The 25,538-nt window shown below is 43.1% G+C and carries 35 protein-coding genes and 2 tRNA genes; 20 read left to right on the forward strand and 17 right to left on the reverse strand.

Annotation, left to right across the window (positions count from 1 at the left end):
* Positions 1 to 3: 3 nt before the first annotated feature.
* Both NAQ_RS00855 and NAQ_RS00860 read right to left on the reverse strand, forming a co-directional pair.
* Positions 4 to 183: a zinc finger domain-containing protein gene (locus NAQ_RS00855; RefSeq protein ID WP_100181807.1), complete on the reverse strand. Its 180-nt coding sequence runs from the start codon at positions 181 to 183 to the stop codon at positions 4 to 6.
* Between the two features lie 49 nt (positions 184 to 232).
* Complete coding sequence (locus NAQ_RS00860; RefSeq protein ID WP_177585540.1) at positions 233 to 1,369, reverse strand: geranylgeranyl reductase family protein; 1,137 nt, start codon at positions 1,367 to 1,369, stop codon at positions 233 to 235.
* Between the two features lie 84 nt (positions 1,370 to 1,453).
* On the opposite strand from NAQ_RS00860, the gene pth2 reads away from it, so the two are divergent.
* From pth2 to NAQ_RS00895, 7 genes are all read left to right on the forward strand, one after another.
* On the forward strand, positions 1,454 to 1,804 hold the full coding sequence (pth2, locus tag NAQ_RS00865; protein WP_420887488.1) for a peptidyl-tRNA hydrolase Pth2: 351 nt from the start codon (positions 1,454 to 1,456) through the stop codon (positions 1,802 to 1,804).
* A gap of 41 nt (positions 1,805 to 1,845) precedes the next feature.
* Entirely contained in the window at positions 1,846 to 3,402 is a 1,557-nt protein-coding gene (locus NAQ_RS00870) for a Vgb family protein (protein ID WP_100181809.1), read from the forward strand.
* On the forward strand, positions 3,399 to 4,592 hold the full coding sequence (truD, locus tag NAQ_RS00875; protein WP_100181810.1) for a tRNA pseudouridine(13) synthase TruD: 1,194 nt from the start codon (positions 3,399 to 3,401) through the stop codon (positions 4,590 to 4,592). Before NAQ_RS00870 ends, truD begins: the two co-directional genes overlap by 4 nt.
* A 70-nt stretch (positions 4,593 to 4,662) precedes the next feature.
* Positions 4,663 to 5,829: a glycosyltransferase gene (locus NAQ_RS00880; protein ID WP_100181811.1), complete on the forward strand. Its 1,167-nt coding sequence runs from the start codon at positions 4,663 to 4,665 to the stop codon at positions 5,827 to 5,829.
* Between the two features lie 42 nt (positions 5,830 to 5,871).
* Positions 5,872 to 6,138 (forward strand): hypothetical protein, encoded by a 267-nt coding sequence (locus NAQ_RS00885; protein ID WP_100181812.1) that lies wholly within the window; start codon positions 5,872 to 5,874, stop codon positions 6,136 to 6,138.
* 35 nt (positions 6,139 to 6,173) lie between these two features.
* The gene (locus NAQ_RS00890; RefSeq protein ID WP_100181813.1) at positions 6,174 to 7,652 is read left to right on the forward strand and encodes a thioredoxin-like domain-containing protein; all 1,479 of its coding nucleotides are present in this window, start codon (positions 6,174 to 6,176) and stop codon (positions 7,650 to 7,652) included.
* Positions 7,649 to 7,879: an Lrp/AsnC ligand binding domain-containing protein gene (locus NAQ_RS00895; RefSeq protein ID WP_100181814.1), complete on the forward strand. Its 231-nt coding sequence runs from the start codon at positions 7,649 to 7,651 to the stop codon at positions 7,877 to 7,879. Before NAQ_RS00890 ends, NAQ_RS00895 begins: the two co-directional genes overlap by 4 nt.
* Here the strand turns inward: NAQ_RS00895 and NAQ_RS00900 are convergent.
* Positions 7,857 to 8,075 carry a hypothetical protein gene (locus tag NAQ_RS00900; RefSeq protein ID WP_245871631.1) on the reverse strand — a complete coding sequence of 73 codons (219 nt, stop codon included), beginning with the start codon at positions 8,073 to 8,075 and terminating at the stop codon, positions 7,857 to 7,859. The genes NAQ_RS00895 and NAQ_RS00900 overlap by 23 nt on opposite strands.
* A gap of 88 nt (positions 8,076 to 8,163) precedes the next feature.
* On the opposite strand from NAQ_RS00900, the gene NAQ_RS00905 reads away from it, so the two are divergent.
* Positions 8,164 to 8,625, forward strand: a complete 462-nt coding sequence (locus tag NAQ_RS00905; protein ID WP_100181816.1) for a hypothetical protein — start codon at positions 8,164 to 8,166, stop codon at positions 8,623 to 8,625.
* A gap of 93 nt (positions 8,626 to 8,718) precedes the next feature.
* Positions 8,719 to 9,408 carry a hypothetical protein gene (locus tag NAQ_RS00910; protein ID WP_100181817.1) on the forward strand — a complete coding sequence of 230 codons (690 nt, stop codon included), beginning with the start codon at positions 8,719 to 8,721 and terminating at the stop codon, positions 9,406 to 9,408.
* Here NAQ_RS00910 and NAQ_RS00915 read toward each other — a convergent pair whose 3' ends face one another.
* Positions 9,409 to 9,678, reverse strand: a complete 270-nt coding sequence (locus NAQ_RS00915; protein WP_100181818.1) for a hypothetical protein — start codon at positions 9,676 to 9,678, stop codon at positions 9,409 to 9,411.
* Positions 9,679 to 9,908: 230 nt separating this feature from the next.
* Here NAQ_RS00915 and NAQ_RS00925 point away from each other — a divergent pair, with 230 nt between their 5' ends.
* A complete protein-coding gene (locus NAQ_RS00925) occupies positions 9,909 to 10,247 on the forward strand; it encodes a hypothetical protein (RefSeq protein ID WP_245871633.1) in 339 nt (112 codons plus the stop codon).
* Positions 10,248 to 10,358: 111 nt separating this feature from the next.
* Here NAQ_RS00925 and NAQ_RS00930 read toward each other — a convergent pair whose 3' ends face one another.
* Genes NAQ_RS00930 through NAQ_RS00935 form a run of 3 tightly spaced genes read right to left on the reverse strand, consistent with a single transcriptional unit; the run spans position 10,359 to position 11,822 of the window.
* Positions 10,359 to 10,628 (reverse strand): hypothetical protein, encoded by a 270-nt coding sequence (locus NAQ_RS00930; protein WP_420887489.1) that lies wholly within the window; start codon positions 10,626 to 10,628, stop codon positions 10,359 to 10,361.
* Positions 10,625 to 10,774, reverse strand: coding sequence for a hypothetical protein (locus NAQ_RS09950; RefSeq protein WP_162858548.1), 150 nt, complete (start codon positions 10,772 to 10,774; stop codon positions 10,625 to 10,627). The genes NAQ_RS00930 and NAQ_RS09950 overlap by 4 nt, the downstream gene beginning before the upstream one ends.
* A gap of 25 nt (positions 10,775 to 10,799) precedes the next feature.
* Positions 10,800 to 11,822 carry an alcohol dehydrogenase catalytic domain-containing protein gene (locus tag NAQ_RS00935; protein ID WP_100183375.1) on the reverse strand — a complete coding sequence of 341 codons (1,023 nt, stop codon included), beginning with the start codon at positions 11,820 to 11,822 and terminating at the stop codon, positions 10,800 to 10,802.
* 74 nt (positions 11,823 to 11,896) lie between these two features.
* On the opposite strand from NAQ_RS00935, the gene NAQ_RS00940 reads away from it, so the two are divergent.
* Together NAQ_RS00940 and NAQ_RS00945 are read left to right on the forward strand one after the other, a co-directional pair.
* Positions 11,897 to 12,121 (forward strand): hypothetical protein, encoded by a 225-nt coding sequence (locus NAQ_RS00940; protein ID WP_100181820.1) that lies wholly within the window; start codon positions 11,897 to 11,899, stop codon positions 12,119 to 12,121.
* A gap of 35 nt (positions 12,122 to 12,156) precedes the next feature.
* The gene (locus NAQ_RS00945; RefSeq protein WP_100181821.1) at positions 12,157 to 14,187 is read left to right on the forward strand and encodes a thioredoxin domain-containing protein; all 2,031 of its coding nucleotides are present in this window, start codon (positions 12,157 to 12,159) and stop codon (positions 14,185 to 14,187) included.
* On the opposite strand, the gene NAQ_RS00950 is transcribed toward NAQ_RS00945, so the two are convergent.
* Positions 14,176 to 14,493 carry a hypothetical protein gene (locus tag NAQ_RS00950; RefSeq protein WP_100181822.1) on the reverse strand — a complete coding sequence of 106 codons (318 nt, stop codon included), beginning with the start codon at positions 14,491 to 14,493 and terminating at the stop codon, positions 14,176 to 14,178. The two genes, NAQ_RS00945 and NAQ_RS00950, sit on opposite strands and share 12 nt — an antisense overlap.
* 40 nt (positions 14,494 to 14,533) lie before the next feature.
* Complete coding sequence (locus tag NAQ_RS00955; protein ID WP_100183376.1) at positions 14,534 to 14,809, reverse strand: hypothetical protein; 276 nt, start codon at positions 14,807 to 14,809, stop codon at positions 14,534 to 14,536.
* A 54-nt stretch (positions 14,810 to 14,863) separates the two neighbouring features.
* Here NAQ_RS00955 and NAQ_RS00960 point away from each other — a divergent pair, with 54 nt between their 5' ends.
* Positions 14,864 to 15,316, forward strand: a complete 453-nt coding sequence (locus NAQ_RS00960; RefSeq protein ID WP_100181823.1) for a hypothetical protein — start codon at positions 14,864 to 14,866, stop codon at positions 15,314 to 15,316.
* Here the strand turns inward: NAQ_RS00960 and NAQ_RS00965 are convergent.
* The gene (locus NAQ_RS00965) at positions 15,313 to 15,804 is read right to left on the reverse strand and encodes a hypothetical protein (RefSeq protein ID WP_245871635.1); all 492 of its coding nucleotides are present in this window, start codon (positions 15,802 to 15,804) and stop codon (positions 15,313 to 15,315) included. The genes NAQ_RS00960 and NAQ_RS00965 overlap by 4 nt on opposite strands.
* A gap of 92 nt (positions 15,805 to 15,896) precedes the next feature.
* Here NAQ_RS00965 and NAQ_RS00970 point away from each other — a divergent pair, with 92 nt between their 5' ends.
* The 3 genes from NAQ_RS00970 to NAQ_RS00980 all read left to right on the forward strand — a co-directional run bounded on the left by NAQ_RS00970 (position 15,897) and on the right by NAQ_RS00980 (position 17,915).
* Positions 15,897 to 16,694, forward strand: coding sequence for an MG2 domain-containing protein (locus tag NAQ_RS00970; RefSeq protein ID WP_100181825.1), 798 nt, complete (start codon positions 15,897 to 15,899; stop codon positions 16,692 to 16,694).
* A 68-nt stretch (positions 16,695 to 16,762) separates the two neighbouring features.
* On the forward strand, positions 16,763 to 17,350 hold the full coding sequence (locus tag NAQ_RS00975) for a cupredoxin domain-containing protein (RefSeq protein WP_100181826.1): 588 nt from the start codon (positions 16,763 to 16,765) through the stop codon (positions 17,348 to 17,350).
* Between the two features lie 88 nt (positions 17,351 to 17,438).
* On the forward strand, positions 17,439 to 17,915 hold the full coding sequence (locus NAQ_RS00980; RefSeq protein ID WP_100181827.1) for a cupredoxin domain-containing protein: 477 nt from the start codon (positions 17,439 to 17,441) through the stop codon (positions 17,913 to 17,915).
* A 14-nt stretch (positions 17,916 to 17,929) separates the two neighbouring features.
* On the opposite strand, the gene NAQ_RS00985 is transcribed toward NAQ_RS00980, so the two are convergent.
* From NAQ_RS00985 to NAQ_RS01000, 4 genes are all read right to left on the reverse strand, one after another.
* Entirely contained in the window at positions 17,930 to 18,217 is a 288-nt protein-coding gene (locus NAQ_RS00985; RefSeq protein WP_100181828.1) for a hypothetical protein, read from the reverse strand.
* Between the two features lie 15 nt (positions 18,218 to 18,232).
* Positions 18,233 to 18,475, reverse strand: a complete 243-nt coding sequence (locus tag NAQ_RS00990; protein ID WP_100181829.1) for an Lrp/AsnC family transcriptional regulator — start codon at positions 18,473 to 18,475, stop codon at positions 18,233 to 18,235.
* A 32-nt stretch (positions 18,476 to 18,507) separates the two neighbouring features.
* A complete protein-coding gene (locus NAQ_RS00995; protein WP_100181830.1) occupies positions 18,508 to 20,034 on the reverse strand; it encodes a DEAD/DEAH box helicase in 1,527 nt (508 codons plus the stop codon).
* A 119-nt stretch (positions 20,035 to 20,153) separates the two neighbouring features.
* Positions 20,154 to 20,227 (reverse strand) — tRNA-Thr (locus tag NAQ_RS01000).
* Between the two features lie 84 nt (positions 20,228 to 20,311).
* Between NAQ_RS01000 and NAQ_RS01005 the strand changes: the two genes are divergently transcribed.
* Positions 20,312 to 20,530: a hypothetical protein gene (locus tag NAQ_RS01005; RefSeq protein ID WP_100181831.1), complete on the forward strand. Its 219-nt coding sequence runs from the start codon at positions 20,312 to 20,314 to the stop codon at positions 20,528 to 20,530.
* Here NAQ_RS01005 and NAQ_RS01010 read toward each other — a convergent pair.
* Positions 20,507 to 21,070, reverse strand: a complete 564-nt coding sequence (locus NAQ_RS01010; RefSeq protein ID WP_245871637.1) for a hypothetical protein — start codon at positions 21,068 to 21,070, stop codon at positions 20,507 to 20,509. The two genes, NAQ_RS01005 and NAQ_RS01010, sit on opposite strands and share 24 nt — an antisense overlap.
* A gap of 148 nt (positions 21,071 to 21,218) precedes the next feature.
* Between NAQ_RS01010 and NAQ_RS01015 the strand changes: the two genes are divergently transcribed.
* Complete coding sequence (locus NAQ_RS01015) at positions 21,219 to 21,770, forward strand: pyruvoyl-dependent arginine decarboxylase (protein ID WP_100181832.1); 552 nt, start codon at positions 21,219 to 21,221, stop codon at positions 21,768 to 21,770.
* Here NAQ_RS01015 and NAQ_RS01020 read toward each other — a convergent pair.
* Complete coding sequence (locus tag NAQ_RS01020) at positions 21,763 to 22,959, reverse strand: hypothetical protein (protein ID WP_162858549.1); 1,197 nt, start codon at positions 22,957 to 22,959, stop codon at positions 21,763 to 21,765. The two genes, NAQ_RS01015 and NAQ_RS01020, sit on opposite strands and share 8 nt — an antisense overlap.
* A gap of 126 nt (positions 22,960 to 23,085) precedes the next feature.
* Positions 23,086 to 24,849 (reverse strand): M3 family oligoendopeptidase, encoded by a 1,764-nt coding sequence (locus tag NAQ_RS01025; protein ID WP_100181834.1) that lies wholly within the window; start codon positions 24,847 to 24,849, stop codon positions 23,086 to 23,088.
* 72 nt (positions 24,850 to 24,921) lie between these two features.
* Between NAQ_RS01025 and NAQ_RS01030 the strand changes: the two genes are divergently transcribed.
* A tRNA-Val gene (locus NAQ_RS01030) sits at positions 24,922 to 25,017 on the forward strand.
* 104 nt (positions 25,018 to 25,121) lie between these two features.
* Entirely contained in the window at positions 25,122 to 25,484 is a 363-nt protein-coding gene (locus NAQ_RS01035; protein ID WP_162858550.1) for a response regulator, read from the forward strand.
* Positions 25,485 to 25,538 lie beyond the last annotated feature (54 nt).

Consider the following 25,538-nt stretch of genomic DNA (forward strand, 5'->3'; position numbering starts at 1 on the left):
TTCTTATGGTCCTGAAAACTTGCAAGTAGGGCATGTGTATGTTCTTGCTGCCTCTCTGCAACTTTGACATCTCCATACCAAGACTGCGCCACATTCTGGGCACATGAATTTTACACACTTGTCGTTTGGCATGATGTGTTTGTTGCAACAGCTGCAGACTGGAAGAGTCAGTGATGTTGACATGTGCTGTCTTTTTTAATATTCCATTTATAGCTTCCCAAGCGTTTTTTGTCTAGTTGAGCAGCTTGCGTATTTCGCCGCCAAAAATGGTCTGAGCAATTTTGAGCGATCCTCGAAGTCCTAGCATCTTGATGATTGCCGACGTATGAAAATCAAAATCGTCATTGTTGGAGATATCTGATATCATTTCTGGAGTTATTGTGGAAAATATCTTGTCTATGGTGGAATTGTCCAGTCGCTCTAGCATTTTTCTTGCAAAGAGCTGTTTTTCAAATTCCTTTCCAAATTTTTCAGTCCAGAGTTTTTGGTATGACTTTAGATCGTCTTTGTTGTGTGATGTTAGATAATTTGAGATGGCGCGGCCTGCCAAGATTCCGCCCACTCCGCAAGAATAAATTCCACCCGCAGTAGTCGGCTTTGCCTGACCTGCAGCATCTCCGACAATTACTGTGTTTGCCTCTACAAAATCACCAAGTGGACCGTTAATCCAGATTGGCGCAAAGACCTTGCGAATAGTAGAGTGTTTTCCCTTTTGCTCTAGGAACTTTTCTATTGCAGAAATGGCGTTGATGCCTTTTCCTGCAACTCCCACCTTTCCCATTCCGTCTGCTGCAGGTATTACCCAAGAAAAGAATCCGGGATATTTTTGAGAGTCAAAATTCACTTCGACTAGGCCTTTTTGAATCCAGTCTGCGTATATTTCGTATTGCGCAGATTGCAGGGTGCCTGTGCGGTCTCGCTGAATTATGGATGCAATTCCTCTTGCATCCACCAGAATTTTGCAATCAAATGTTCCAGCACTCGTTACTGCCTGGCCTTGCCTGAATTCCTTGAGTGATGTCTTTACTCTGATCTCTGCTCCGTTTTTTTGCGCTTGGCGAGCAATCTGCTTGTCCAGCTCACGCCTGTTGATCACAATGACGTTCTGCTTTTTTGCGTCAATGTCTAGTGTTATTCCTCCCGGCGATGTCAAGCGCGCCTTTTGGATTGGAGAGTCCAGCGTTTTGGTGGATGGTATTATTCCTAGGTCTTGCAAGCCAGATGCTGACACAAGTCCACCACAATGCTCAGGCGTGCCAACTTCAAAGTCTTCTTCTAGTACTAGGACAGAATGGCCAGCCTTTGCTATCTCTCGTGCACAAAAAAGACCTGCAACGCTTGCCCCTGCAATCACAACCTCATATGACAATTTGCTGTCTTTTGGAATGATTTCCTTTAATTCATTTCGGAAATATTTGCAAAGTTTTTCAATGTGATGTATGGCAAGTAGTTGTTGGGCCTAAAACAAGTCATAATAGTACGGGCAGACCTTGGAATGGGAAAAGGCAAGATTGCAGCTCAGGTGGGGCACGCATGTGTACTTGGAGCAGAAAATGTTCGCAAGTCTCGCCCAGATTGGTTTTCCAAGTGGTGGCAAGGCCAAGCAAAAATAGTGCTCAAGGTAAATTCCGAGTCCGAGCTTGAATCAATAAAGCGGGACGCAATAGAGATGGGCCTTCCATGGGCCGAGGTGACTGATGCAGGCCACACACAGATAGCGCCTGGCACATTTACATGCCTTTCAATAGGTCCTGCCCCAGAAGAGCAAATAGACAAGATAACAAGTGAGCTCAAGCTGCTATGATGCCCAGAATAGATATAATGTGGTAAACAAAAACGTGACTTGTGAAGAAAAAGGGAATAGCAGTAGCAATATTTTTTGGAGTAATTCTAATAACATCAACACTGGCACTTGCACTAAACTCTAGCCCAAGCCAGCAAAACCCGCTGACAAAGACCACCATTACCGGAACACCGGCAGACAACTTTCCGGATTTGGATAGGCCAAAGTTCTGTGGCGCCAGTAATGCAAAATCAAATCAATATGTAACTGAATACAAAATCCCGACTGACTGCACACAACCACTAGCAATCACAACTGATGACTCTGGAACTGTGTACTTTGTTCAGACAAACACCGGCAAAATAGCAAAATTTGATCCAGACACAGAATACTTTGTGGAATATCCAAACCCTGACTGGCCACAGGGCGGGCGCTCTATGATGTGGGGAATTGATTATTCATTTGGCGATGTTTGGTATACCGATGATTCGTTTGACTCTATCTGGAAATTTTCAACAACTGAAGAAAAATACTCTCGTGTAGGCTTTCCAACACAGGAAGACTCGCTTCCGCAACACCTCAAGGTGCTTGGCAACCAAATTATAGTAAACGACTTTTATGAAGGCAAAATAAGCCTCTATGATCGCACACAAACCTCAAAAGACAAAACATACACAAACATCCCGACTCCTATTCCGGGCTCTTTTGTTGGCGGATTTGATGTGGATTCTGATGGAAACATCTGGTACACAAACTGGATGCTCAGACAAGGCGGCGCACTGATAAAATTCGACTATAACTCGTTTGCAGACTATGTCGCATCAGGCACTGGCAAAAATGTAACCGTACTGGACTTTTCAGAGACCTTCAACCTGCCTCAATCAATTGCCGCGCCAAACGGACTGGCAGTGGACAAGAACGGAAATGTCTGGCTTGCAGACACTGCCAGCAGCAACTTTTACAAGTTTACAGAATCGACTGAATCCTATACTAGATACACTACTCCAATTGCACCGCTTGCAACATATGGCAACGCAACCGGCATGATCAAGACTCCTGTCAGCCAGCCTTATTGGGCGCAAATTGAAGGCGACAAATTATACTTTAATGAGCAGGCATCAAACGCACTGGCGGTATTTGACATTGAGCAAGAATATCTGGTGGAATATCACGTGCCGTCAAGAAACCCAAACTGGGCCGACTGTGGTGACAAATCCGACTGTGGAATTGCGCAGGTCTTTGGATTTGACGTGGCAGGAGACAAAATCTGGTTTACCCAGTGGGTTGAAAACAAAATTGGCAAAGTAGACCTTGCAAAACCACTATCGACTACCGTTTCTACCTCAAGCAAGCAACTAACAATTCCAAAGGGGCAGACTGCGTCAGTTGACGTAATGATATCCACAAACCAAAACACGGAAATCCTGTCAAAGGCAACATCCGAGTTCTCTGATATTATAGTAAAAACTCCAGTTTCAACTATCTCTGAATCCCAGTCAGTTCCAGTATCGATTGTGACTAACCCGTCTGCACTTCCTGGCACCTACAAGGTCCTAGTCTCTGCAAGGACTGCGGATGTTACCGTGTCTGAATTTATCACAGTAACAATAACGCAGTGATTCCAAAAATAGACTCTGATATTGGAATAGGGGTGTACACCACAAAATTTGCAGGCTGCGGTGGAAAGATTCGCACCAGGCCTGAAGATTTTTTAGTATCGGAGGTTCTAGGCAAAAAGACACGTGCATCTCTTTGCGGTGACGGCTATGCAGTGTATAGACTAAAAAAATCTGGAATCGACACGAATCACGCACTTGATCTAGTTTTCAAAAAAACCGGCGCAAGGCTCAAGGCGCTGGGGCTCAAGGACGCACATGCCGTAACTATACAATATGTATGCTCTATGGCACAGGGAAAGACAATTCCAAATTATTCCGATGGCAAGATCACACTGGAGAGAATTGGATTTGCAAAAAAACCACTCTCTGCCAAAGACATGACTGGGAATAACTTTGTCATACGTATAGATGGTGCAGACTCGACACTATCCAGCTTTGCAGAATCTGACAAAATTCTGAATTTCTACGGATACCAGAGATTTGGCTCCAAGCGGCCAGTAACACACCTAATTGGCAAGGCGATAATCCAAAAAAGATTTTCAGATGCAGTAAGCCTGTTATTGTCGTTTACTTCGCAATATGATTCGCAGGAAAACACCAAACTAAGGCAGGAAATGGAAGATCCGGCAAACTATTCCAAAGTGCTGGATGTAATTCCGCCACAAATGGACCTAGAAAAAATCGTTCTACGACAAATGATAGAGCACGGGGACCCAAAAAAGGCACTCCACGAGCTACCAATTGGGATTCGCAGGCTGTATGTTGAGGCATACCAGTCATACTTGTTCAATCTCACACTGACTAGTGCGTACCAGTATGGCGAGGATCTCTTTGCGCCGCAACAAGGCGATGTCTGCTTTGACAAAAACGCCAAGCTTGGCAAATACCAAATGGATGACTCACAAAAGCTAGCAATTCCAATGGTCGGCTTTTCCTATTTCAAAAAGACCAGATTTGACTATCATGTCTCAAAGATATTAGAGCAAGAACAAGTCACGCCGTCTGATTTCTATCTAAAGGAAATGCAGGAATCATCCAACGAAGGTGGATTTAGAAGCGCTGCCATACATTGTGATGACTTTACAATAAAGTCTGATACGGTAAGCTTTACGCTTCAGCGCGGATCGTTTGCCACAATGATAATGCGCGAAATAATCAAGCCGCAGAGCCCACTTGAGGCTGGTTTTTAAAGAATTTAGCTCGTACGTTAACTGATTTTAATAATCATTTAATACTCTAAATCTTGGGCAAGAATCAATCATGAAATACAGCGAGATCCCAAGTGGTACTCAGGTCTCTATTATCATTCCAACATATAATGAGTCACAAAACATACTCAAAATTCTAAAATCAATTCAGGACAATTTGCCAAAGAACACCAGGGCACAAACCATAGTAGTTGACGACAATTCACCGGACGGCACAGGCAAGCTAGTCGAAGAATACATGCAAAGCGTCAAAAAGTTTGCAAATAATACCATCGAGGTAATACACAGAAAGACAAAGGACGGCCTGGCATCTGCAATACTCAAGGGAGTGCAGCTTGCCACTGGCAATACTATTGTTGTCATGGACAGTGATTTATCACACCCTGCAAGCCTTTTACCAAAAATGATTGATGCACTAAAGCATCCAAAATACGACATTGTCGTCGCATCGCGATACGTAAACGGCGGCGCTATTGTCGGATGGACTAGAAAAAGAAAATTCCTCTCAAAACTTGCTACATTTATCGCAAAGCGTGGCCTTGGTGTGCGCACCAAAGACCCAATGTCTGGCTTTTTTGCATTCAAAAAACCGGTGATTCAGGGCTTGAGCTTTGACGCCATAGGCTACAAGATGCTGCTTGAAATACTAGTCAAGGCAAAGAGCGCAAACGTCTTGGAAATACCCTACACATTTACAAACCGGGAATTTGGCAAAAGCAAGCTAGACTCTAAAACAATATTTGATTATCTCAAGGCAGTCTGGAAGCTATATCGATACGGCAAGGAAGCAAACAAGGAAGAAAGACGCAAATCTGTCAGCTTTTTCTCAAAGGCAGGCAGATTCTACTCTATTGGCGCAATCGGTCTTGCCATAAACTATGTAGTCTCGTCGCTCTTTACGGACGTGGTGTCTGATCTGTGGTATCTGCACGCCACCATAATTGGCATTGCAGTGTCCATGTCTAGTAACTTTGTTCTCAACAAAATATGGACCTTTGAGGATCGCAACTTTGAGCCAAAACACGCATCAATTCAATATGCCAAATTCATGGGACTAAGCTCGCTTGGTGCGCTAGCGCAGCTTGCAATGGTGTATTTGCTAGTTGATCACAACAAAATGGACTATCCTCTGGCACTTGTTCTGGCTGTTGCAACAAGCGCACTGTCGAATTTTGTACTGAACAAAAAACTGACATTCAAAGAAAAAGTATGGTCTTAATTTCAGAAAGCTAAAATACCTATCCCAGTTAACGCCAAATCGATGATGGATCCAATCTTCATCGTAGCTATAGTATTTTTGGTACTTGGAGGAGCCTTTGGAGGCTATGTCGTGTATCACAAAGAGACCGTCATCAGGCCACTGGAAATAGAAGAACACAATGCAGTGGAAAAAATGTCATGCGATGAACTAAGACTAAAGCACGAAGGAGGACAATACTGGTCCTTTAACAACTGGAAGCTTGGCAACACCAAGATTTGCGGATGCCCCAACCCACCACCACAATGCACCGGTGGCGGCGGACACTAGATGATTTTTATTTTTGATTTGTATCTTTACAAATAATGTTTGACTTTTCCGTATCAAAGGCACCAGAATTTCCGGAATTTGACTGGCTAAACACAAACTCGGACATTTCATTATCAAAACTAAGGGGGCATGTCGTGGTGCTGGACTTTTGGACGTATTGCTGTATAAACTGCATGCATACATTACCAACACTTGCCAAGCTAGAGCATGTATATAGCGACAAGCCGGTTGTGTTCATAGGGGTTCACTCGGGCAAGTTTTCTAGCGAACAAGAGACAAAAAACGTCCAATCTGCCATTCTGCGATACGAAATAGAGCACCCTGTCATAGTGGACAGGCAAATGAAGATCTGGCAGAGCTTTGGCGTGCGGGCGTGGCCTACAATAGTGATACTGGATCCTGCGGGAAATGTGGTGTATCACCAGTCCGGCGAAGGGCAATACGACGTCATCTCTGACACAATTGATGTGTTGTTGCAAAAATATGAGCAAAAGGGCACTCTGGCAAGAGTGCCACTAGACATCAAGCCATCTAGGCCTGCAAAAAACAACACACCGTCGTTTCCAGGCAAACTATCCATTTCACAATCAGGCAAAATCGCAATAAGTGATTCTAATCATAATAGAATCATAATAGTTGATGTTTCTGGCAATATCTTGAATGTTATCGGAAGTGGAAAAGTCGGACTCAAAGACGGCGGTTTTGCAGTTGCAGAGTTTTTCAGGCCGCAAGGCGTTGCGTGGAATGGTGATGTATTGTTTGTTGCAGACACTGAAAATCATTCATTGCGTAAAATTGACTTTGCGCAAAACAAAGTACTAACAGTTGCAGGAACTGGCAAGCAGGGACCGTGGCGCTCGCAAGGAGGAAGAGGAATCGCGACTGCAATCAGCTCGCCATGGGATGTTGCATGCAAGGACAACCTAGTCTATGTTGCAATGGCAGGAAATCACCAAATTTGGACATATGATATTACAACTGAGATGATACTGCCGTTTGCTGGTACCGGCCAGGAAGACATCATAGACGGCCCGGCAAAATCCGCGCAACTGGCACAGCCAAGTGGTCTGTCCATTTCCGGAAATGTACTGTATTTTGCAGACAGTGAAACATCTGCAATAAGAAAAATCGACCTTGCAACAAACACTGTACAGTCTTTGGTCGGCCATGGATTATTCGAATTTGGCCACGAAGATGGTCATACTGACTCTGCATTATTTCAACACCCTCTGGGATTGTGTGCAACACCTGAGGCGATATTTGTTGCAGACACGTACAATTCCGCAATTCGAGTAATTGATCTAAAAACAAGCCAGGTTTACACGCTTATTGGCAAGACAGAAAAAGAGACAGTCTGCCTTCCAGAGAATCCGTCTTGCGATATTTTGGCACTATACGAGCCTAGCGACGTAGAACTATACGAAGGAAGACTCTATATTTCTGACACAAACAACCATCTGATCCGCGTCTTTGATCTAAAGACAAACACGCTATCCACGCTGGAGATAAAATGACCCAGACTGCATATGTGCTGGTTAGCTGCATGATGGGCCAAGAACATTCCATCCTGGAGCAAATACGGACAATCCCTCAGGTAAAAACAGCAATAATAACATACGGCGAATACGACATTGTCGCAAAAATAGAGACCAGCACCGCTCAAGAGATGGCAGAAATAATTTCTTCACAAATAAGGCAAATCCAAAAAATTCGAAGCACTATAACCTTGCACGTAATCTAGCTCGCACATACAAAAATACGCCCGCCCCACAGACTGCAACTCCGGATAGTATGATTGCGATTCCGTAGTAGATCCAGTCCTTGTTATAGTACATAAACGAGGATTCCGGTCCTACGACACCTCTGCCTTGGTATTGGAACAATACACCAAAGCAAATCATTATTGCACCGATTATCATGATGATCTTTTTCATCATGTCTTGGCAGATGTTGTATCTGTTAAATGCTTGTAGGCCTGATAATCATTAAATTAGTTTTAATAGCATTTGGTGTTTCACAAAAAGTATGAAGTACGCAGTAATTATTGCGGTTGTATTTGCAGTAGGCTTGCTCTTTGTTGGGGCAAACCTTTCCGCAGATGCAGCAAAATCCAGTGGAACAAAAAACCAGCAGTTTGGAAAAGGCTCACAAATCCAAGTATGTGGTACACATTTCTGCGCATCCGATCCTTCGCTGAAAAAGCATGTCGACCATGAGAAAAACAAGCCGACCCAAGACGACCTACGAGCGCTATTTAACAGAATGGACAAAATCCACAAACAGCACCAAGATCAGCTCTTGGACAAGTGGAGACTGATGACAAACGCAGAGCGCGTCCAATTCATAAAACAAATGAACGAGATGATGACAAAGATGGAGTCAATTGATATGGCTACTCACATGGAGCAGATGCTTGTGGACCAGCACGATGCATCCCACACAAAGATGAAGGACCAAGTCCACAAAAAGACAAAAACAGGCAAATAAGCCTAGCCTTCTTTTTTTAATACACTAAAGTTGATAACAAGACCAAATGATTTTCCGTCATTTTCTTTAATCTGGTTTTGTCGAGGCTCAAAAATGTACAATTGGAGCGCAGACGCATACGGCGAGCGACGCTTTTCATTTGTTAATCTCATTGTCTTTGCCTCGGCTGCATCAATTGCAATTTTATTGTTCTTGGTGTTTGCGCCGCAGATTCGCGAGCTGACACAAAGTATTCCATATCTAATAGAACTAGCATATTTTCCGACAATCTTTGTCGGGTTTTTGTTTGGACTAAAGCTGACCGAGCGCGCAATCAGTCCTGCAGAAACGCGCAGCCCAATCAAGCGAGGAATAATCAAGATTTTGCTGTTCTTCTTTATTATAGGAGGGCTATTCAGCTCCGTAAGTTTTGCACTAAACGGCGGAATTCACCTGCCAGAAAAATCGGTACTAGAGATGGGCCTAGCAGACTGGGTTACGCAGTTTAGCTCTCATAATGGCGGCCTGACATTTCTTATTGTTACTAGCATTTCACTCATGGCAGTTGCCACAAAAAGAATCATAGGACTGCAGGGAATAGCAAACAGCATTTCGACGTTTTTTGGCACATTCATATTTTTTTCCATGGTTGCGTTGAGCCTATCGCATACAGAGCCTTCGGCGTCCCAGGTATACCTGTACACGTTTTACCATGCGGGAATAATTGGGGGGGCTCTATACAAAATGAACAAGCTCACATCAAACATGAACATGTGGGAAGACTTTGCTAATGGGTATAGGTAACTAGGGATTAGTTGATACGTCCATTGACTCGTCAAGATTGAGCGAGAGATTACGCCCCTCTGCGACTTTTTGCTCTTCTTGCTTTAGCTTCATCTCCTCTAGGAATTGCTTGTATTCGTGCTGTTTTTCCTTGCTTACTCTGTCAGAGTATAACACGTCGTCTCCTATTGCTAGGTACAGCAAGGCAATCACCACTAGTGAGGCAGCAACCAAAATCATGGAATAGCCTACTGTTCGATAATTATGTGGGTTTTTTTCCTTGCTTTCCATTGTACTGCCTTGATTTTGGGGATGATTTATCCCTTTTTAGTTTTTTTGCGCATTTTTGATCCCACCTGATCAGGTGCGCATCGAATTGAACACACAGATCCTTATGGGCTGGTATTGTTCTACTATAATTCCTGAAGGTCTTGCGGCGCCTCTCCGGAGGTTCTTGTCCCGCATCATCCTTCAGCTTTTTTCGCAAAAGGCACAAAACCGGCCTAGTACAATCCAAAACAATGGCAATTCAGATCCTAAACTATGAGTTTTTGGGGCCGATTCGGCTATCAGAGTGGGGGCCGCCAATGGAAGAGGTCCTGTACCTGATTTTGTCAAAAAGCAAAGAAGCATTTCAGATTATCTATGTGGGCGAGTCTGGCAAAACAGACGATGCGGGATTTTTTACCAAACATGACAAGTTCAAGTGCTGGCTCTCGCATGCATCAGAGCAAAACCTGCATCTGTGCATTTACCCAATGTGGGGCTCTGAGCAAGAGCAGCGGCAAAGGATTGTGCGCAAAATCGCAGAAAAATACACCCCACCATGCAACTCAGATAACACAAATATCGAACAATAATATCATTATACCATGAACTGTCCTTGCTGTGGTGGTATGATGGAAAAAACTCAAGACCTAGGGTCTAGTGTCTTGATGAAATGTAAGGAATGCGGCTTGTCTGATACTGTGTTAAAGTGAGTCTGTCTTGTTTTTGACTTCGAATATCTGCAATGTGAGCAGGTCTAGTGCTTTTTTTAGGTGATCAAACTCGTTAATTGAATGAATCTGGCCTTCGACTAGTCTGCGCAAAACCTTGATTGTTCCCTTTTGGAACTCGTCATGAGCAATGATCTCAAGCGCATTTAGCTTTGATAGCATGGCATCGAGCTCTTTTTTGATGTCATCTGGAGACTGGTGGTTTCCCATGATGCATTTTATGATAATTCCAATATGAATCACATGAGCTCTTCATCTAGCTTTTCGATGGACTCTACAAATTGCCTGCAAGAACATCCGGGTATGGCGCACTTGCCTAGCTTTAGGAATGAATCGTTTTTTGATTCTTCGTGGATTTGCCTTACATGATGGCAGCGCTTGCAGTTCACAAAAACGATTTTGGTTTTGGTTTATTTAAGGCGTAAGAACTGCACGTGCCTCTATTCTGGAATATTTGAGATCCTCTAGGACGGAATTTGCCTGTTCCAGCGGAAATGACTTGAAGATTATTTTCATGTCGTTTTGTTTTGCCAATCTTACTACATCTACCATGTCTGATCTAGAGCCAATCAGAGTCCCGCGCAAAGTTTTTTCCGTAAATACGTCAAAGTTTGGAATGCTTGCCAGTACTCCAAGTACTATGGTTCCGCCCTTTTTGACTGAATTGATTGCCAAGTCCACTATTTTTTCTGATGGCGCAAAGACAATTGCTGAATCAAGCAGCCCTTCTTCTTTTTTTAGTGTGGAGAGAAACTCGTTTTGCTCTGTAAACTGGATTACATTGTCTGCTCCAACTTTTTTTGCCACATCAAGGTGAGCCTTGTTTCGCGCAACGCCTACTACGCGCATTCCTTCCAGTTTTGCAAACTCCACTGTTAGGTGGCCCACTCCGCCGACGCCAAAAATGCCGACTGTTTTTTGTCTTGTAGGCTCGGATGCTTTGACTGCCTTGTATGCGGTAATTCCGGCACAAAAAAGAGGTGCGGCATATTCGGATTTCATGGAATCTGGAATCGGCGTTGCAAAGTCTTCTGATACTGTGATGTATTCTGCATACCCACCAAGCATCGTCTCGCCTGTGATCTCTGCCTGGTCACAGAGGTGTTCTTTTCCGGTTTTGCAGTAATCGCAATGCATGCAAGAGCCGTGTAGTGGGGATATTCCTATTCGCTGGCCAACTTTGAGGTTTTTTACACTGGGTCCTATCTGAGTTATGGTTCCAACAATTTCATGCCCTGGAATGGTTGGCAACGCTGGAGGAATTCCGTACTTTTGCCAGTCTCCCTCTATTCCGTGGAGCTGTGATCTGCAAACCCCGCAAGCCTCTATTCTGACTAGTACATCGTTGTTCTTTTTTATTTTATGAGTTTCAATCTCTCGCAGTTGTAATGGCTTGCCCTCAATCGGCCCAAGTCTTTCTAGCACCATTGCGCGCATTATTCTGTAAGATAATGCCAAGCTATTTCTTGGTTTAGATAAAAAATTAAACTCTGGGCGTTGCATTGTGGTATATGGCTGACATTGCGCCAGACGACAAAAGGCGAATAGAACTATTGGAAGTCGTTTCAAAGAAGGGACTCAAGACGCTGTCTTTGGAGGACCTAAAGGAGCTGATCATCTTGGTGGAGAAAAAGGACTATTCTCACAACAAAAAGGCTCAAAAATCCAAAATGAAGCTGCTGGCGCAAATCAATGCGCGTGTATATGACATTGAAGAAAAGACTTGGTTTAGATAAAAAATACAAATACTAAAACGAATCACGCAAGTTTGTTGGCAGAAAATAAACTCGTACATGAGACCAGTCCGTACCTTTTACAACATGCACACAATCCGGTAAACTGGTATCCGTGGGGAAAAGAGGCGCTAGAAAAAGCAGTAAATGAAAACAAGCCGATTTTCCTCTCAGTTGGGTACAGCTCGTGCCACTGGTGTCATGTGATGGAGCACGAGTCATTTGAAAACGAAGAGATTGCCAAAATAATGAATGAGAATTTTGTCTCAATCAAGGTAGACCGAGAGGAGCGACCTGACTTGGACGACATTTACCAGAAGGTGTGCCAGATGGCAACAGGACAAGGAGGCTGGCCGCTAAGCGTGTTTTTGACGCCGGACCAAAAGCCGTTCTATGTGGGTACGTATTTTCCAATTCTGGATAATTATGGCAGGCCTGGCTTTGGGAGCATACTGCTTCAGCTGGCACAAGCCTGGAAGGAAAAGCCAAATGACGTAAAAAAAGCATCCGAGAATTTTATGCAAAACCTTCGCGGCGCAGAAATGGTAACAACTCCTGCAACACTAGACAAAGCAATCCTGGATGAAGCCGCAATGAATCTGTTTCAAATTGCCGACAACACATATGGTGGATTTGGCCAGGCACCAAAATTTCCAAACGCCGCAAATCTTTCCTTTTTGCTGCGATACGGAAAAATCTCCAAGATATCAAAGTTCTCGGAATTTGTATTCAAGACACTAAACAAGATGGGAAAAGGAGGAATCTTTGATCAGATTGGTGGTGGATTTCACCGCTATTCAACGGATGCACGCTGGCTTGTCCCTCACTTTGAAAAGATGCTATATGATAATGCATTATTACCAATAGTGTATGCCGAGGCGTACCAGCTGAGCAGGGACTCGTTCTATCTAGATGTAATTAACAAAACTCTGGGGTTTGTCTTGCGCGAGATGACCTCACCAGAAGGAGGGTTCTATTCCGCACTGGATGCCGACTCTGAGGGCGAAGAAGGCAAATTCTATGTCTGGAGCAAAAAAGAAGTGAGCCAAATCTTGGGAAAAGACGCCGATGTGTTTTGTCTGTACTATGACGTCACCGATGGCGGCAACTTTGAGGGCCACACCATACTGAATAATTCAATTGCCACATCTGCAGTTGCATTCCATACTGGAATCACCGAGGATGCAGTAAGGTCAATAATAGCAGAATCATCAAAAAAACTCCTAGACGTACGCTCAAAGCGCATCAGGCCAGGCCTTGATGACAAAATAATCACTTCATGGAATGCATTGATGGTCTCTGCATTTGCCAAGGGGTACAGGGTAACTGACAATCTAGCATACCTGCAGGCGGCAGAAAACTGCGTGACATTCATTGAGAAAAACCTCCTAGCTGGAGATTCTCTTCTGAGAACGTACAAAAACGGCAAGGCAAAGTTATCTGCATACCTTGAAGACTATGCGTATCTTGTCAATGCACTAGTTGATCTCTTTGAGGTAAACCCAGATGCAAAATATTTGGCGCTGGCAGAAAAACTTGCGAAGTATATGGTTGAGCATTTCTGGGATGAGAAAAATTCTAACTTTTACTTTACTGCGGACAATCATGAATCACTCATCATACGCCCAAAGAACAACTATGATCTGTCGATGCCGTCTGGCAACTCTGTTACCGCAAACGCATTGCTAAAACTATACCATTTGACGCAGAACAAAAAATTCCATGAAATATCTGTCAAAACAATGGAAGCATTTGCAATAATGGCCGCAGAAAATCCGTTTGGGTTTGGGTATTTGCTAAATACGATTTATCTACATCTGCAAAACCCAACTGAAATAACACTGCTAAACCCACAAAACAAAACCATCTATGACGATCTAACAAAACGATTCCTACCAGAATCCATTCTAGTCACGATACAAAGCCAAGCCCAGATACAAGCACTGGAAAAATACCAGTACTTTGCTGGCAAGGAATTTGAAGATGAAACAACGGTGTTTGTGTGCAAAAACTTTAGCTGCTCTCTGCCACTAAAGACCATATCTGAAATAGTAAAGTTACTTTCTTAGAGTTATTTCTAGGACATCGCCTACTTGGGGCCGTCCGAGTCTTTCATAGCGGACCTTTGGCATCGTAATGGATATGGTGGTCTGATCATACGTCTTTATCTTGACTGTGGGCTGTGCCCCCAAAATGGCCTCTAGCAGTGGCTGCACTTGCTCTTTTAGTTCCGGGTCTAGCTTTTTTGCAACGGAATCTAGAATCATCTGCTTTTGCGAGATTGGCTCAGTTTGCACGTCTTCTGCAAGAGAAATCTGCACTATTGTCCCATTGTCGACTATTTGGTGGATGCGGTATTTTGTAATGTCTGCCAATGCTGGTTATTTTTTGTAATGGGATTTAATCCATTCTGGATTATCCCAGTATTGCCTTTTTGATGAGTGCTGCCTTGTCTTTGATTATCTTGTTGAATTCCTGCATGTCGTCTAGCTCGACTGTTCTTTTTTCATTTTCATATGCTCTCAAAAACGCAGAATACACGCATCCGGCTATTATCCCAAACGTGGCGTCCTCTATGGATATTACCTCTGGGGAATAGTTTTGCACAATTTGCCTAAACGATTGGGCTTCGCTTATGTAATAGTCAATCTGATTCTCAAGAAAATCGCGGGTGTATTTTGTTAGCGCCACTCTGTAATTTCCGGTTTGATGATTTATTAACATTGAGAGCAAACCCAGCATGACATGTGGAAGTTAGATCTGGATTCGGATTTTTTTAGAATCTTGGACAAGGATCGAAAAATTGCTGGCTACTTTTGGCCAGACTATGGGCAGATTCTACCTGAAAACAAGTACGACGAAATTGTAGAAAAGATGCACAAAAACCATGATCCTATTCCCGGTGGATTTGTTACTGTGCCGATGGTAAAGTTTGGAATTTTTGATAACAATCAGGAGATGGATGTCTTGCAGTTATCTAGTAAAATCGATGACGTCCATGCGAGAATGGATGTGTGGAAGGAATTTCTACTCGAAAAACAAATGCAGCACTCTATCCAGATGTCCCACACTGACAATGACATGCTCAGCCTGAGCTTTCCGGTAAAGTTTTCTCAGGGCGTGCCTCTTGAGAAGGAAAAACTGCTTGATGCATTATCTTCAACGCTGGACTTACTGTCGCAAAAAGGCTTGCTCTAGTTTTGGCCCGCGTTATTTTTTGCCTCATTAAACAAAACAAGGCCTGCCATCTCATTTTCAAATGATTCCTGAAGCAATAGATCTGAGCGTATCTTGTGTGCAGTGTCGTTGGTCGCAATCCATTCTATGAGATATTGATCACTTTCAAGCTGTTTTTCCGTTGATGTTTTGAAGAGTTTTACTGATTTTGCAAACGATTCAGGCGGGGAAAGCAACTCGTAGGATTTGAGTATCTCTTGCATTTTCTTTGTATGGGTTTCTCCAAATTCTAAAAATTCTTCCTTTTCTATGGCTCCTTCGTCAAGCATTGTCTTCATTGAATAAAATTCTGTCTGGGTTTTTTTTAATTCGTCTTGGATTGTCTGAAGGCTATCTCCAAATGCTTTGCCGCGATTTTTTGCCTGATCTGCTGAATATACGAACAATATTGCCAGCGCGATAATTATTGCTCCTGCAATTCCAGCAATGTGAATGGCCTTTATCTTCAAATTATTTGATATGGATTTTGAGGCGCGATATTAATTGTTGGTCAAACAAATCCTACCCAAGTATTATTAATCATAAAAAAGAAAATAATGCAATGCAATTACTGCTTTTAGCTGCATTAATTGGTGGATTAGTTGCAATTGTACCAACTGTGTCGTACGCAGATTCTAATTTTGTGCTGATTGGAAATGGCTTTGGCACAATAAATGGTAACATAGATGCGGCTTCACTACAAATGTCATTAAAATTTCTGGATTCTGGCAAAACTGAATTCCAAAGCGGAAAAATTCTGCTTGGTGATGATATACAAGTCATCGATGAGGCAAGCCTGTCATTGTTTTACAATAAAAAATTCCTAAGGCTGAACGCAGAATCTGGCGATCTTCGGCTGTCTGCCTCAGGCAAACTCGTACTAAATGTTGACGATGATTCTATCTATCATCTGACTGGCAGAACATCAACCAATGATGCGTTCTCTGTTTTTGCCAGACTCAAGCAGGACCAAGCACCGCCAAGCCCAATAGACGAGCCTGTGCAGAAAAAAGATCTCTTGCTTTTAGTAAAACAAACCGAACGAGTACAATGGAAGTCACCATACAAGTTTACTGTAAGGGCGTTTGATCTAAAATCAAACCCGCTGTCTGACTTTTACAATACTTTTGGATATTTGGAAGGGCTGCAAGTCTCTGCCACGGTAACAAATCCTGTGGGCACTGTCATAAAGACATCCAGTGGAACTACACAAAAATTTGGTTATTATGATGATTCCATAATAATTCCAGACAATTCCAGAACTGGTACATACAAGCTAAGTGTTACTGCATCTGGCAAGGATTATCAAAGTATCACGCAAGAATTTACATTTGTAGTAATTCCGCTTGGTACAAGTTAAGCAGAATTAGGTGTTGGAGAAATTCTGAACAATCTTAATATATCAAAAGTCGAGCTCGGTGATCAATAATGAATACCAAATTACTTGCAAGTTTTGCAGTATTTGTGTTACTGGCAGCAGTTGTTAGTGTATCGATGACTAACTCTGCATTTGCAGCAGAAGACAAAAAGGCCGAAATGAAGGCAAAGAAAGACGACAAAAAGACAGCAATCAAAGAAAAGAAAGACACCAAGAAAGCCGAAATGAAGGCAAAGAAAGACGACAAAAAGACAGCAATCAAAGAAAAGAAAGACACCAAGAAAGCCGAAATGAAGGCAAAGAAAGACACCGCGACAGGCCAAACTAGCGCAAAGGCAGCACCATCTGGTGAGGCATTAAAAGAAGTTACAGTAGACATGGCAAAAGGAACCGCGTCGGACACCAACTGTGGTGATAAATGCTATCTCCCAAGCACCGTAGCTGTCACTGTAGGCGGTAAAGTCACATGGAAAAACGTAGACTCCGCGGCTCATACTGCAACAGCATCTGATGGCTCTTTTGACACTAGTCTTGTCAACGCAGGCGCATCTGCTTCTAACACATTCAACACTGCGGGTTCATACCCATACATGTGCATTCTCCACCCCTGGATGAAAGGCACAGTCACCGTCCAATAATCAGAAGAGATTCTGATTTTTCTTATTTTATTATCTCCGATGAAATCCTGAACAAAATTAATTAAGTTATGATATTGTTCCCAAAATCATGAACAAGACAATTCTTGCAGGTGTGGCGATCTTTGCATTACTTGGCGCTGTCCTGGCTGTACCAATGATGCAACATGCAGACGCCGCAGAAAGCAAGGAAAAAAAGACTGTCAAAAAAGAGACAAAAAAGAAAGAAACAACCAAAAAACCGACTAAATCAACCGGTAAGGCCTCTTCTACCGTGACAGTAGAAATGGTAAAGGGCTCTGCAAATGAAGGATGTCAGAAAGGCAACAAATGCTATTCTCCATTTGAGGCCAAAGTTGCAAAGGGCGGAACTGTAACTTGGAAAAATGTAGACTCTGCAGCCCACACTGCGACTAGTGGCAACCTCAAGACAGGCCCTGACGGCAAATTCGACACCGGACTTGTGGCAGCTGGAGGAACATTCTCACAAAAGTTTGACAAAGCTGGAAAATACGATTACTTTTGCATCGTCCACCCGTGGATGACAGGTAAAGTAACTGTCAGCTAAATTCTTTTTTATTTTTAATCTATGTAATTTCCTTGCTCGTCCGTTCTTAGCTCAATTTGCATGACGGATCCTGAAATGAATGACTCGTTTCGAATTGTTCGCACGCGTGCAACGTCGATGTGGTATGGCCACATTTCAACTACTATTTCGCCAACTTGGACGTTTTCTGGGGCATCTGTAAGTCTGATGTCTTCTTTTTTAATGCCATATTCCTGGAGTTTTTTTAGGCAATGGGTGACTAGGGGCTCTGGGTTGTTGTGGTTTATTGCCCACACTGTTCCAGAATATTGAATTTTTTCCAATTTGTATTACCTGAATTATTTGGTCTTGCTTGCAAGAACCTTTAATGTCATTGTGCTCATGACTCGTGACAGTCTTCGGATTTTGTTAGATACTGTCTTGTCAAAGTCTTCTGGTGATTTTGCATGAATCTCAATTATGATGTCATATGCACCAAATGTCAGGTATGCTTGCTTTACTTCTGGAATCTGCTTTATTTCGTCTAGCAGGTATTCTTCTGCGCCAAGGTCACAATTGAGTAAAACAAAACCTACTTCCATTGCATATCACTATAACTCGAGTTTAAAAAAGATTACCAGCGTCTTCTGTGTGCTGGTCGCTTTGAAGAGTGTTGCCCTCTAAAGCCGTCCTCTATTCTGGATTCACGTTTTTCCTCTCTTCTATAACCTGAATCTCTTCGCTCTTCTCTGCCAGAATCACGTCTATCATAATCGCGTCTTCCCTTGCTGAATCCGCCCCTAAATCCAGAATCCCGTCTATCATCGTTTCTCCTAAATCCTGAATCTCTTCGCTCTTCTCTGCCAGAATCACGTCTATCATAATCGCGTCTTCCGCCAAATCCTCCACTCCTACCAAACCCTCCTCTGGAGCCTCCGCCCCTGCCAAAGCTTCTTCCTCCACTCCTACCAAAACCGCCTCCACCCCCGCGTCCAAATGTTCTGCGCGGGCCGACCTGTCTTTTTAGTGGGTCTGGAATGTCTACAATGATTCCCATCTTTTCGTTAAGATCAGTCATTGGAGCTTTGACTTGTTGCTTTATGAGATTAAAGTCGCCGACAGAAGAATATGATACTAGCGTGATTGCTCTGCCTTTTGCGCCTGCTCTTGCGGTTCTTCCAATTCGGTGGAAGTAGACCATTTCCTGGTTTGGTACATCATAGTTTACAACCAGTGCTACCTCTGGAACATCGATTCCTCTTGCAGCTACGTCGGTTGCAACCAAAATGTCCGCCTGGCCTCGCCTGAACTGCGACATGGATATTTCACGTCTGTGTTGCGACATGTCTCCTTCAATTGCCACAGCATTGTATCCTGCTTGGCGCAATGCGCGAGCAACATCTCTAGTTCTGTTTTTAGTTGAGCAAAACACTACTGATTGGCCACGCTTGTTTTCTTTGATAAATTGCACTAGATAATCCATTTTCTCTCTGTCCTTGATAATCAGAAATGATTGATCTATTCCCTCTCCTGATAGGTCATCTGCTGATAGGAGGAACTGTTTTGGGTTGTTCAGGTATTCGTCTGCCAGTCTTAGAATCTCTGGAGGCATTGTAGCAGAGAATAATGACATTACTTTGTTGACTGGGGTCATTTCCAAGATGAATCTGATATCGTCGATAAATCCCATGTCTAGCATAGTGTCTGCTTCGTCTAGTACAACATACTTGAGGTCGTTGAGCTCAATAGATCCCTGCTTTAGGTGGTCAATTAGTCTGCCTGGCGTGGCAACGATTACCTCGACTCCATGTTTGAGCGCTTGGAGTTGTACTCCCATTCCCTGTCCGCCGTATATTGAAACTACGCGAATACCTGTGTGTTTTGCAAATTTTTTGATCTCCTCTGTTATTTGCAGTGCTAATTCTCTGGTTGGTGCTAGTACCAAGCCTTGGATGGTCTTGTTTGCATCAATTCCACTCAGCATTGATATTCCAAATGCTGCCGTCTTGCCAGTTCCGGTATGTGCCTGACCTATGACATCTCTGCCAGATAGCAACACAGGTATAGTTGCCTCTTGGATTGGAAACGCCTCGTCAAATCCTATGTCCTTTAGCCCATCTAAGATGGATTGTTTTATCCCTAATTCTTCAAATTTTGTCAATTTATTTTCCTAAGCAATGACAGACAAAGAAGCTCATTGCTTATTTTCCGTCATTATAGCCTAATGATTGCCAGAATCTCTGGTCCTCTAATAAATCCTTGGAACATGAAGTTGAAAAAAGCCAATAAAGGGATTTGGACCCTTGACCCACGGTTTACAAAACCGTTGCTCTGCCAGGCTGAGCTATATTGGCAACGATTTTCTAACAAAAACTAGCGTTTTAAAATGTTAGTGCAGCCCGTCACTCTTTAATAGAGTCACATTACAAACTCAACAAATGAAGTGGATTCCACCAAAGAAGCTCAAGGTTCTGACAATTTTGTTTCTGGGAACTGGAACTTGGGGAATCATTGCGGGAATGCTTCTCATAAAACCAATCCCGATGATGTTGGTGTTATTTGGTGTTATCAATCTCTGCATCGGCGGATTCATCGGATATCGATATTTCATGCAGGGACCAAAGCCGGAAAGGTCATCGGATAAGCGTAAGAAATAATGCCACTACAACTAGGATGTTTGTAGTAAAGTGCATCGCATAAGAGTGGTTGAGGCCTTTTTTGTCATAGACGTACTTGAACAAAAACCCAATCGGGATTAGCAGTATTGCCATGTGCAGCTTGATTCCCATTGCAACATGCGCTACCGCCCAAACCAGAACCATCTTTTTTGATTTTCTAAAGTATAGTTCCTCTACGTGGTTTATGTGGATGAACATGTACAGGAGTAGCGGAATAAACGGTACAATTCCCCAGAACCCTTGGTCTGCAAAAGGACCAAACGCAATGTTGTAGCCCAGCCAGCTCCAGTTAAGAATTGGAATATTTTCTACAATTGGGTATAGTGTAAGCAGGTATCCGATCAGTATGCCAAATGCTATTGGGGCATATATGATGGAGCGAATTCCATCCTTTAGGTCCAGCAGCCGCTTTTTTGTCTCCTTGATTAGTATCAGAGATGTTGCAACCGTAAAGACATAGTACCCGATTACAAATCCGTCTGATTGCAGGGCGGAATCCAAAAAGCTGAAGATATCCACGATCCAGTATGGGCTCAACTGAATAATAACATGTGCGTATCTGTATTTAGCAAAAGGCGCACATTTTGTGCAAACTCTTTTAGACAAAAATCATGGCTTCACCAGCTGAAATAAGTATAATAATTCCATGTATTGTTACAAAAACAAAATGCTTGATCTTGTTGCAAAAAAATTATTCCTCACAAAAGGCAAAGGCGTTCATGAGGACCGGCTGACAAGCTTCGAATTTGCCTTGCGAGACGCAGGAATCGCAGGCACAAACATCGTTCTGATTTCCAGCATTTTCCCACCTCGCGCAAAGATGGTCTCGCGCGCAGAAGGCCTCAAGCTTATCAACCCAGGCCAAGTTCTCTTTTGCATTTATTCAAGAAACCAAACAAACGAGCCACACCGACTAATCTCGGCATCCGTTGGCGTCGCTCAGCCAAAAGACCCAAACAGGTACGGCTATCTTTCAGAATATGAGGCGTTTGGACAAAATGAAAAGCAGGCAGGCGACTATGCAGAAGACATTGCGGCTCAAATGCTTGCATCGTCTCTTGGAATCAAGTTTGATCTTGACAAATCGTGGGACGAAAAAAGAAAACAATGGAAGATTTCCGGAGAAATTTACAAATCAATGAACATAACGCAGACTGCGGTAGGTGACAGCAAAGGGCGCTGGACCACGGTGTTTTCTGCAGCTGTTCTGGTTATTTAGATCTGATTCCTTTTAGATAATACACAACTGCTCCTGCAGCTGCTGCTCCAATTCCAACTAGGATTACAATTTCCTGCAGTCCGACACTTACTGGGATTGACAATGATTCTTTGCCGAACGTGATCTTCAAATCAGAACTATCTGCAGAAAACTCCTTGCCAAAAAGATACATTGCCTCTATTTTCTTGCCTGAATTGGAATTGAAGAACCATCCGCTTGTCTCTAGATCTGCTGGAACTGTCTGATTGTTCTTGACTGTGGCACCAATCATACTTCCTGCAGCTGCCTGCGCAGATTCATCTTGCGGAAGTATTACGACCTGCACTATGGAATTTAGTGGAAAGAATCCCACTTTGTAATAGTCTGATTTTTTGATTTCGTTTACCTTGAGGTATTTTAATGGTTCAACAGCTGTGATGCTTTGCGCTAGTCCTGGATAGTTCTCTGAGACTTTGAGCTGCATAACCGAGATTGGTCCCCTTGGCAGTATGGTAAATGTCATCCTCGAAGAGTCGTCTTTGGATAGTGTTTGTGCTATTTCATAAAATCCACCCATGCTTCTTATCTGGCTTGGAATCAGTGCGCTGGAGACTCGATTGAACATAAAGTCTGTGTTCTGAAATGACGCCGTATAGACTGCCGAGACTACCCCCCTTCCAGAAACTTGGCCTTGCGTCTCTAGCGCTCGGTTTGCTTTATCGTCATAATGGATGAATGTAGAGTGGAATTCAGTATCTAGGCCGAAAAATTCGTTAATGTCGTCTATTATGGCATCGCCTGTCTGTCTTGCTTTTTGCTGCGCTGCTTGGATGCCTCCTTCACCCTCTTGGCGCTTGACGTTTACCAGTACGCAAATGTCGTCCTGCACTCCGAGGACACACTGGTTTTCATTTGTGATTACCACTGCGACAATGTCTGTGTTGTTTCGTATTTTTTGGTCTAATGCGGGCGGGATCTGAAATTCATGCAGGGATGTGGTTTGTAATGACACTGAGGCCGTAACATTGTTTGACATTCTCTGATCGACTAGGATGGTTGCCGTCTCGTGAAACGTGGCAAGCCTTGGCTCTTCTGCAAACACACTCACAGTAAATCCTAGGACAAAAACCAGGCCAAGTATTGCAAAAACACGGTACACAAAGTTGGCAGAACTAATTTTTACTATTAACTTTGCGTAAGAATCAGCCATCACTGAATCAAAGGTTTAAATCCAAATGGCTCAGAACACATCTTGACATCGATTCAAACCGTTCGGGGAACAAAAAATTCCGTGGACTGGCAGCCAGTGCGTAAAGGCTGTCAGCCCCATTTTCACTTACAATAAAACCAGTTCTTTTACCTGAGATTTGATGTAATCAAAGCCATCCTGCCAGAACTTGGCAGATGAAATGTTGATTCCATATTCATCTAGCAGGGTCTCTGGCTTTTTAGAGCCGCCGGCAGCTAGGATCTCTAGGTATGTCTTCTCAAACGATCTTCCTTCCCTCTGATACATTTGGAACAGCGACAGCGACAGCAGATTTCCAAATGAATATGCGTAGCAGTAAAACGGCGTGTGGAAAAAATGAGGAATGCAGGACCACTCAAGCGCAAAATCCTCTGATATCTCTATGGAATTGGCAAACTGGGTCTTCAGGTTCCCAAGATATGTCTTGGATAACTCTTCTATTGTCGTGCCACTGGCAATTTGCTTGTGTGCGTCGATCTCAAATATTGTAAAGAAAGCTTGGCGCATCACGGTAGCATAAATGTCGTCTATTTTTTCTGACAGAATAGCGGCTTTTTCGGTGTCCGTCATCTGGTCTGAAATGTTATCGTATAGAAGCAATTCAGAAAATGTCGATGCTGTTTCTGCCAATGGGAGTGGGGCCTCTGAGACTAGGATGGATTGCTTTGATGCTGCCTGGCTATGCACTGCATGGCCAAGCTCGTGTGCCAAGGTGAATACGTCCTTTGATTTTCCTGCATAGTTTACCAAAACATATGGGGTCAACTTTGGCGATACTGTGCTGCAAAATGCACCGTCCCGCTTGCCTGGCCTTATCTGAGAATCAATATGGCTTTGCGCAAATACTTTATTTGCATACTCTGACAGCGTGGGACTGAACTTGTTCAGAGACTCTAGGACCAGTTTTATTGCCTTGTCGTAGGTGTAGTCCTTTTCTTTGAATTTTTTTGCGCTTGGCGCATACAGGTCGTATCTTCTGAGCTTTTTGAGGCCCAGAGACCTTGCCTTGAACTCAAAAAACTCGTAAAACACACTAGAGTTCTTCTTGCAGACATCAAGCAACACCTGGACGGTTTTGTCATCGACATCATTTCCGATATTTCTAATCGAAATCGGGGAGGTGTATTTTCTGATTTCAATTCCTTCGTCTTTCCAGTTTAGGACCAGATTCTGGTAGATTTCGCCTAGCACTCCCTTGTTTGCATTGAACTTGCCTAGGAGCGTCTGATATGCTGTCTTTCTCAAGCTTGGATTGGTACTGCGTACAAGAACACTCAGCTGCTCTCGAGTAAGTTTTTTCTTTTTGCCGTTAATTGTTATGATGTACTCAAACGCATTTGTTATCTTGTCGTATAATTTTACAAGTGCTGTCGAGCCGGTAACATCAAGGGTGTTGATTATTTTTTCTTCCTGCTCTGAGAGGGAATATTTTGCCAAGAGTCGCTTGTGTCTTAGGAATTGTGATAGGTTTCCTGCGTCCTTGATTAGTCTGTTTGCATTTTTCTCGTCGATTTTGCGCTTCCACCACAAGTCAAAAAATAATGTCTTGTTTTCGATTTCAGAGCCAAGCTTGGACATTTTTGTCAGCAGTGTGGTGGCCTCATCTGACTGGGTGTCTGATGAATACAATAACGATGCATAGCCGCCTAGTCTACTTGCATCCTCTGTCAGATCTTCTATGTTGTGTATGATTCCAAAGAACTCTTTTGATGAAATGGAAGGCCTAAGCTTTGACTTTATTTTCTCAAAATTCTTGACTTTGGCTTCTAGCCTTGTTACCTGTTTTGCAAATTCTGGGCTTTTGTGGTCTGGTGCTAATTCGGATAATTTCCACGTGCTTTGTTTATGCATCAGACTGGTCTGCATTTTTTCCTCTATATGACTATTCTAACGACTAAATAGCGCAGAAATTTGTCCATAGTTGGACCGGTTGTCTAGTTGGTTAGGATGACGCACTCACACTGCGTAAGGATTGTTGCAATCCCGCAAAGGTCGTGGGTTCGAATCCCACCCGGTCCACTCTTATTGTATTATTATATGATAGTAAAGTAGTACCTTCGCTAATTTGTTTGTATTATGTGTACAAACAGGCAGTTTAATCTCACAATGTCACACACTTTGTGTTGATTCGAGCAATCATAATAGATGATGAAACCGATAGTGCGGAAGTTTTTGCCGAATTCCTCAAACTCAAAGACATCGATGTTGCGGGTCTTGGCAAAAACGGCAAGGAAGGCGTAGAATTGTACAAAAAACACAAGCCAGACGTGGTGTTTTTGGACCTTGTAATGCCACAATATGACGGGTTTTACGCACTAGAGGAAATCAAAAAGATAAACGCAGATGCACGAGTCATAATAATTACCGCATTTCTGACTGACCTGATGAGAAAAAGACTGGATAATTTTGGCGTCGAAGATGTTTTTGAAAAACCATATTCGGTCAAGGAAATCGCAAACACACTAAAAGAAAAAATTACTACCTAGGAACTGTCGGCAGATCATGCCAATACATAAAAAACACAACAAGACAACAAAATC

It is taken from the genome of Candidatus Nitrosotenuis aquarius (assembly GCF_002787055.1).
In the GTDB taxonomy this organism is placed as follows: domain Archaea; phylum Thermoproteota; class Nitrososphaeria; order Nitrososphaerales; family Nitrosopumilaceae; genus Nitrosotenuis; species Nitrosotenuis aquarius.

What these genes read in the sequence shown, in the direction of transcription:
- NAQ_RS00890 (WP_100181813.1), top strand. Translation starts at nt 6,174, where the DNA reads ATGTTTGACTTTTCCGTATCAAAGGCACCAGAATTTCCGGAATTTGAC.
- NAQ_RS00925 (WP_245871633.1), top strand. Translation starts at nt 9,909, where the DNA reads ATGGCAATTCAGATCCTAAACTATGAGTTTTTGGGGCCGATTCGGCTA.
- NAQ_RS00885 (WP_100181812.1), top strand. Translation starts at nt 5,872, where the DNA reads ATGATGGATCCAATCTTCATCGTAGCTATAGTATTTTTGGTACTTGGA.
- NAQ_RS01005 (WP_100181831.1), top strand. Translation starts at nt 20,312, where the DNA reads ATGAAGTGGATTCCACCAAAGAAGCTCAAGGTTCTGACAATTTTGTTT.
- NAQ_RS00940 (WP_100181820.1), top strand. Translation starts at nt 11,897, where the DNA reads ATGGCTGACATTGCGCCAGACGACAAAAGGCGAATAGAACTATTGGAA.
- NAQ_RS00980 (WP_100181827.1), top strand. Translation starts at nt 17,439, where the DNA reads ATGAACAAGACAATTCTTGCAGGTGTGGCGATCTTTGCATTACTTGGC.
- NAQ_RS01020 (WP_162858549.1), bottom strand. Translation starts at nt 22,959, where the DNA reads ATGGCTGATTCTTACGCAAAGTTAATAGTAAAAATTAGTTCTGCCAAC.
- NAQ_RS00960 (WP_100181823.1), top strand. Translation starts at nt 14,864, where the DNA reads ATGTGGAAGTTAGATCTGGATTCGGATTTTTTTAGAATCTTGGACAAG.
- NAQ_RS00905 (WP_100181816.1), top strand. Translation starts at nt 8,164, where the DNA reads ATGAAGTACGCAGTAATTATTGCGGTTGTATTTGCAGTAGGCTTGCTC.
- NAQ_RS00935 (WP_100183375.1), bottom strand. Translation starts at nt 11,822, where the DNA reads ATGCGCGCAATGGTGCTAGAAAGACTTGGGCCGATTGAGGGCAAGCCA.
- NAQ_RS00895 (WP_100181814.1), top strand. Translation starts at nt 7,649, where the DNA reads ATGACCCAGACTGCATATGTGCTGGTTAGCTGCATGATGGGCCAAGAA.
- NAQ_RS00970 (WP_100181825.1), top strand. Translation starts at nt 15,897, where the DNA reads ATGCAATTACTGCTTTTAGCTGCATTAATTGGTGGATTAGTTGCAATT.
- NAQ_RS00855 (WP_100181807.1), bottom strand. Translation starts at nt 183, where the DNA reads ATGTCAACATCACTGACTCTTCCAGTCTGCAGCTGTTGCAACAAACAC.
- NAQ_RS00880 (WP_100181811.1), top strand. Translation starts at nt 4,663, where the DNA reads ATGAAATACAGCGAGATCCCAAGTGGTACTCAGGTCTCTATTATCATT.
- NAQ_RS00900 (WP_245871631.1), bottom strand. Translation starts at nt 8,075, where the DNA reads ATGATGAAAAAGATCATCATGATAATCGGTGCAATAATGATTTGCTTT.
- NAQ_RS00975 (WP_100181826.1), top strand. Translation starts at nt 16,763, where the DNA reads ATGAATACCAAATTACTTGCAAGTTTTGCAGTATTTGTGTTACTGGCA.
- NAQ_RS00990 (WP_100181829.1), bottom strand. Translation starts at nt 18,475, where the DNA reads ATGGAAGTAGGTTTTGTTTTACTCAATTGTGACCTTGGCGCAGAAGAA.
- NAQ_RS01015 (WP_100181832.1), top strand. Translation starts at nt 21,219, where the DNA reads ATGCTTGATCTTGTTGCAAAAAAATTATTCCTCACAAAAGGCAAAGGC.
- NAQ_RS00915 (WP_100181818.1), bottom strand. Translation starts at nt 9,678, where the DNA reads ATGGAAAGCAAGGAAAAAAACCCACATAATTATCGAACAGTAGGCTAT.
- NAQ_RS00910 (WP_100181817.1), top strand. Translation starts at nt 8,719, where the DNA reads ATGTACAATTGGAGCGCAGACGCATACGGCGAGCGACGCTTTTCATTT.
- NAQ_RS01025 (WP_100181834.1), bottom strand. Translation starts at nt 24,849, where the DNA reads ATGCATAAACAAAGCACGTGGAAATTATCCGAATTAGCACCAGACCAC.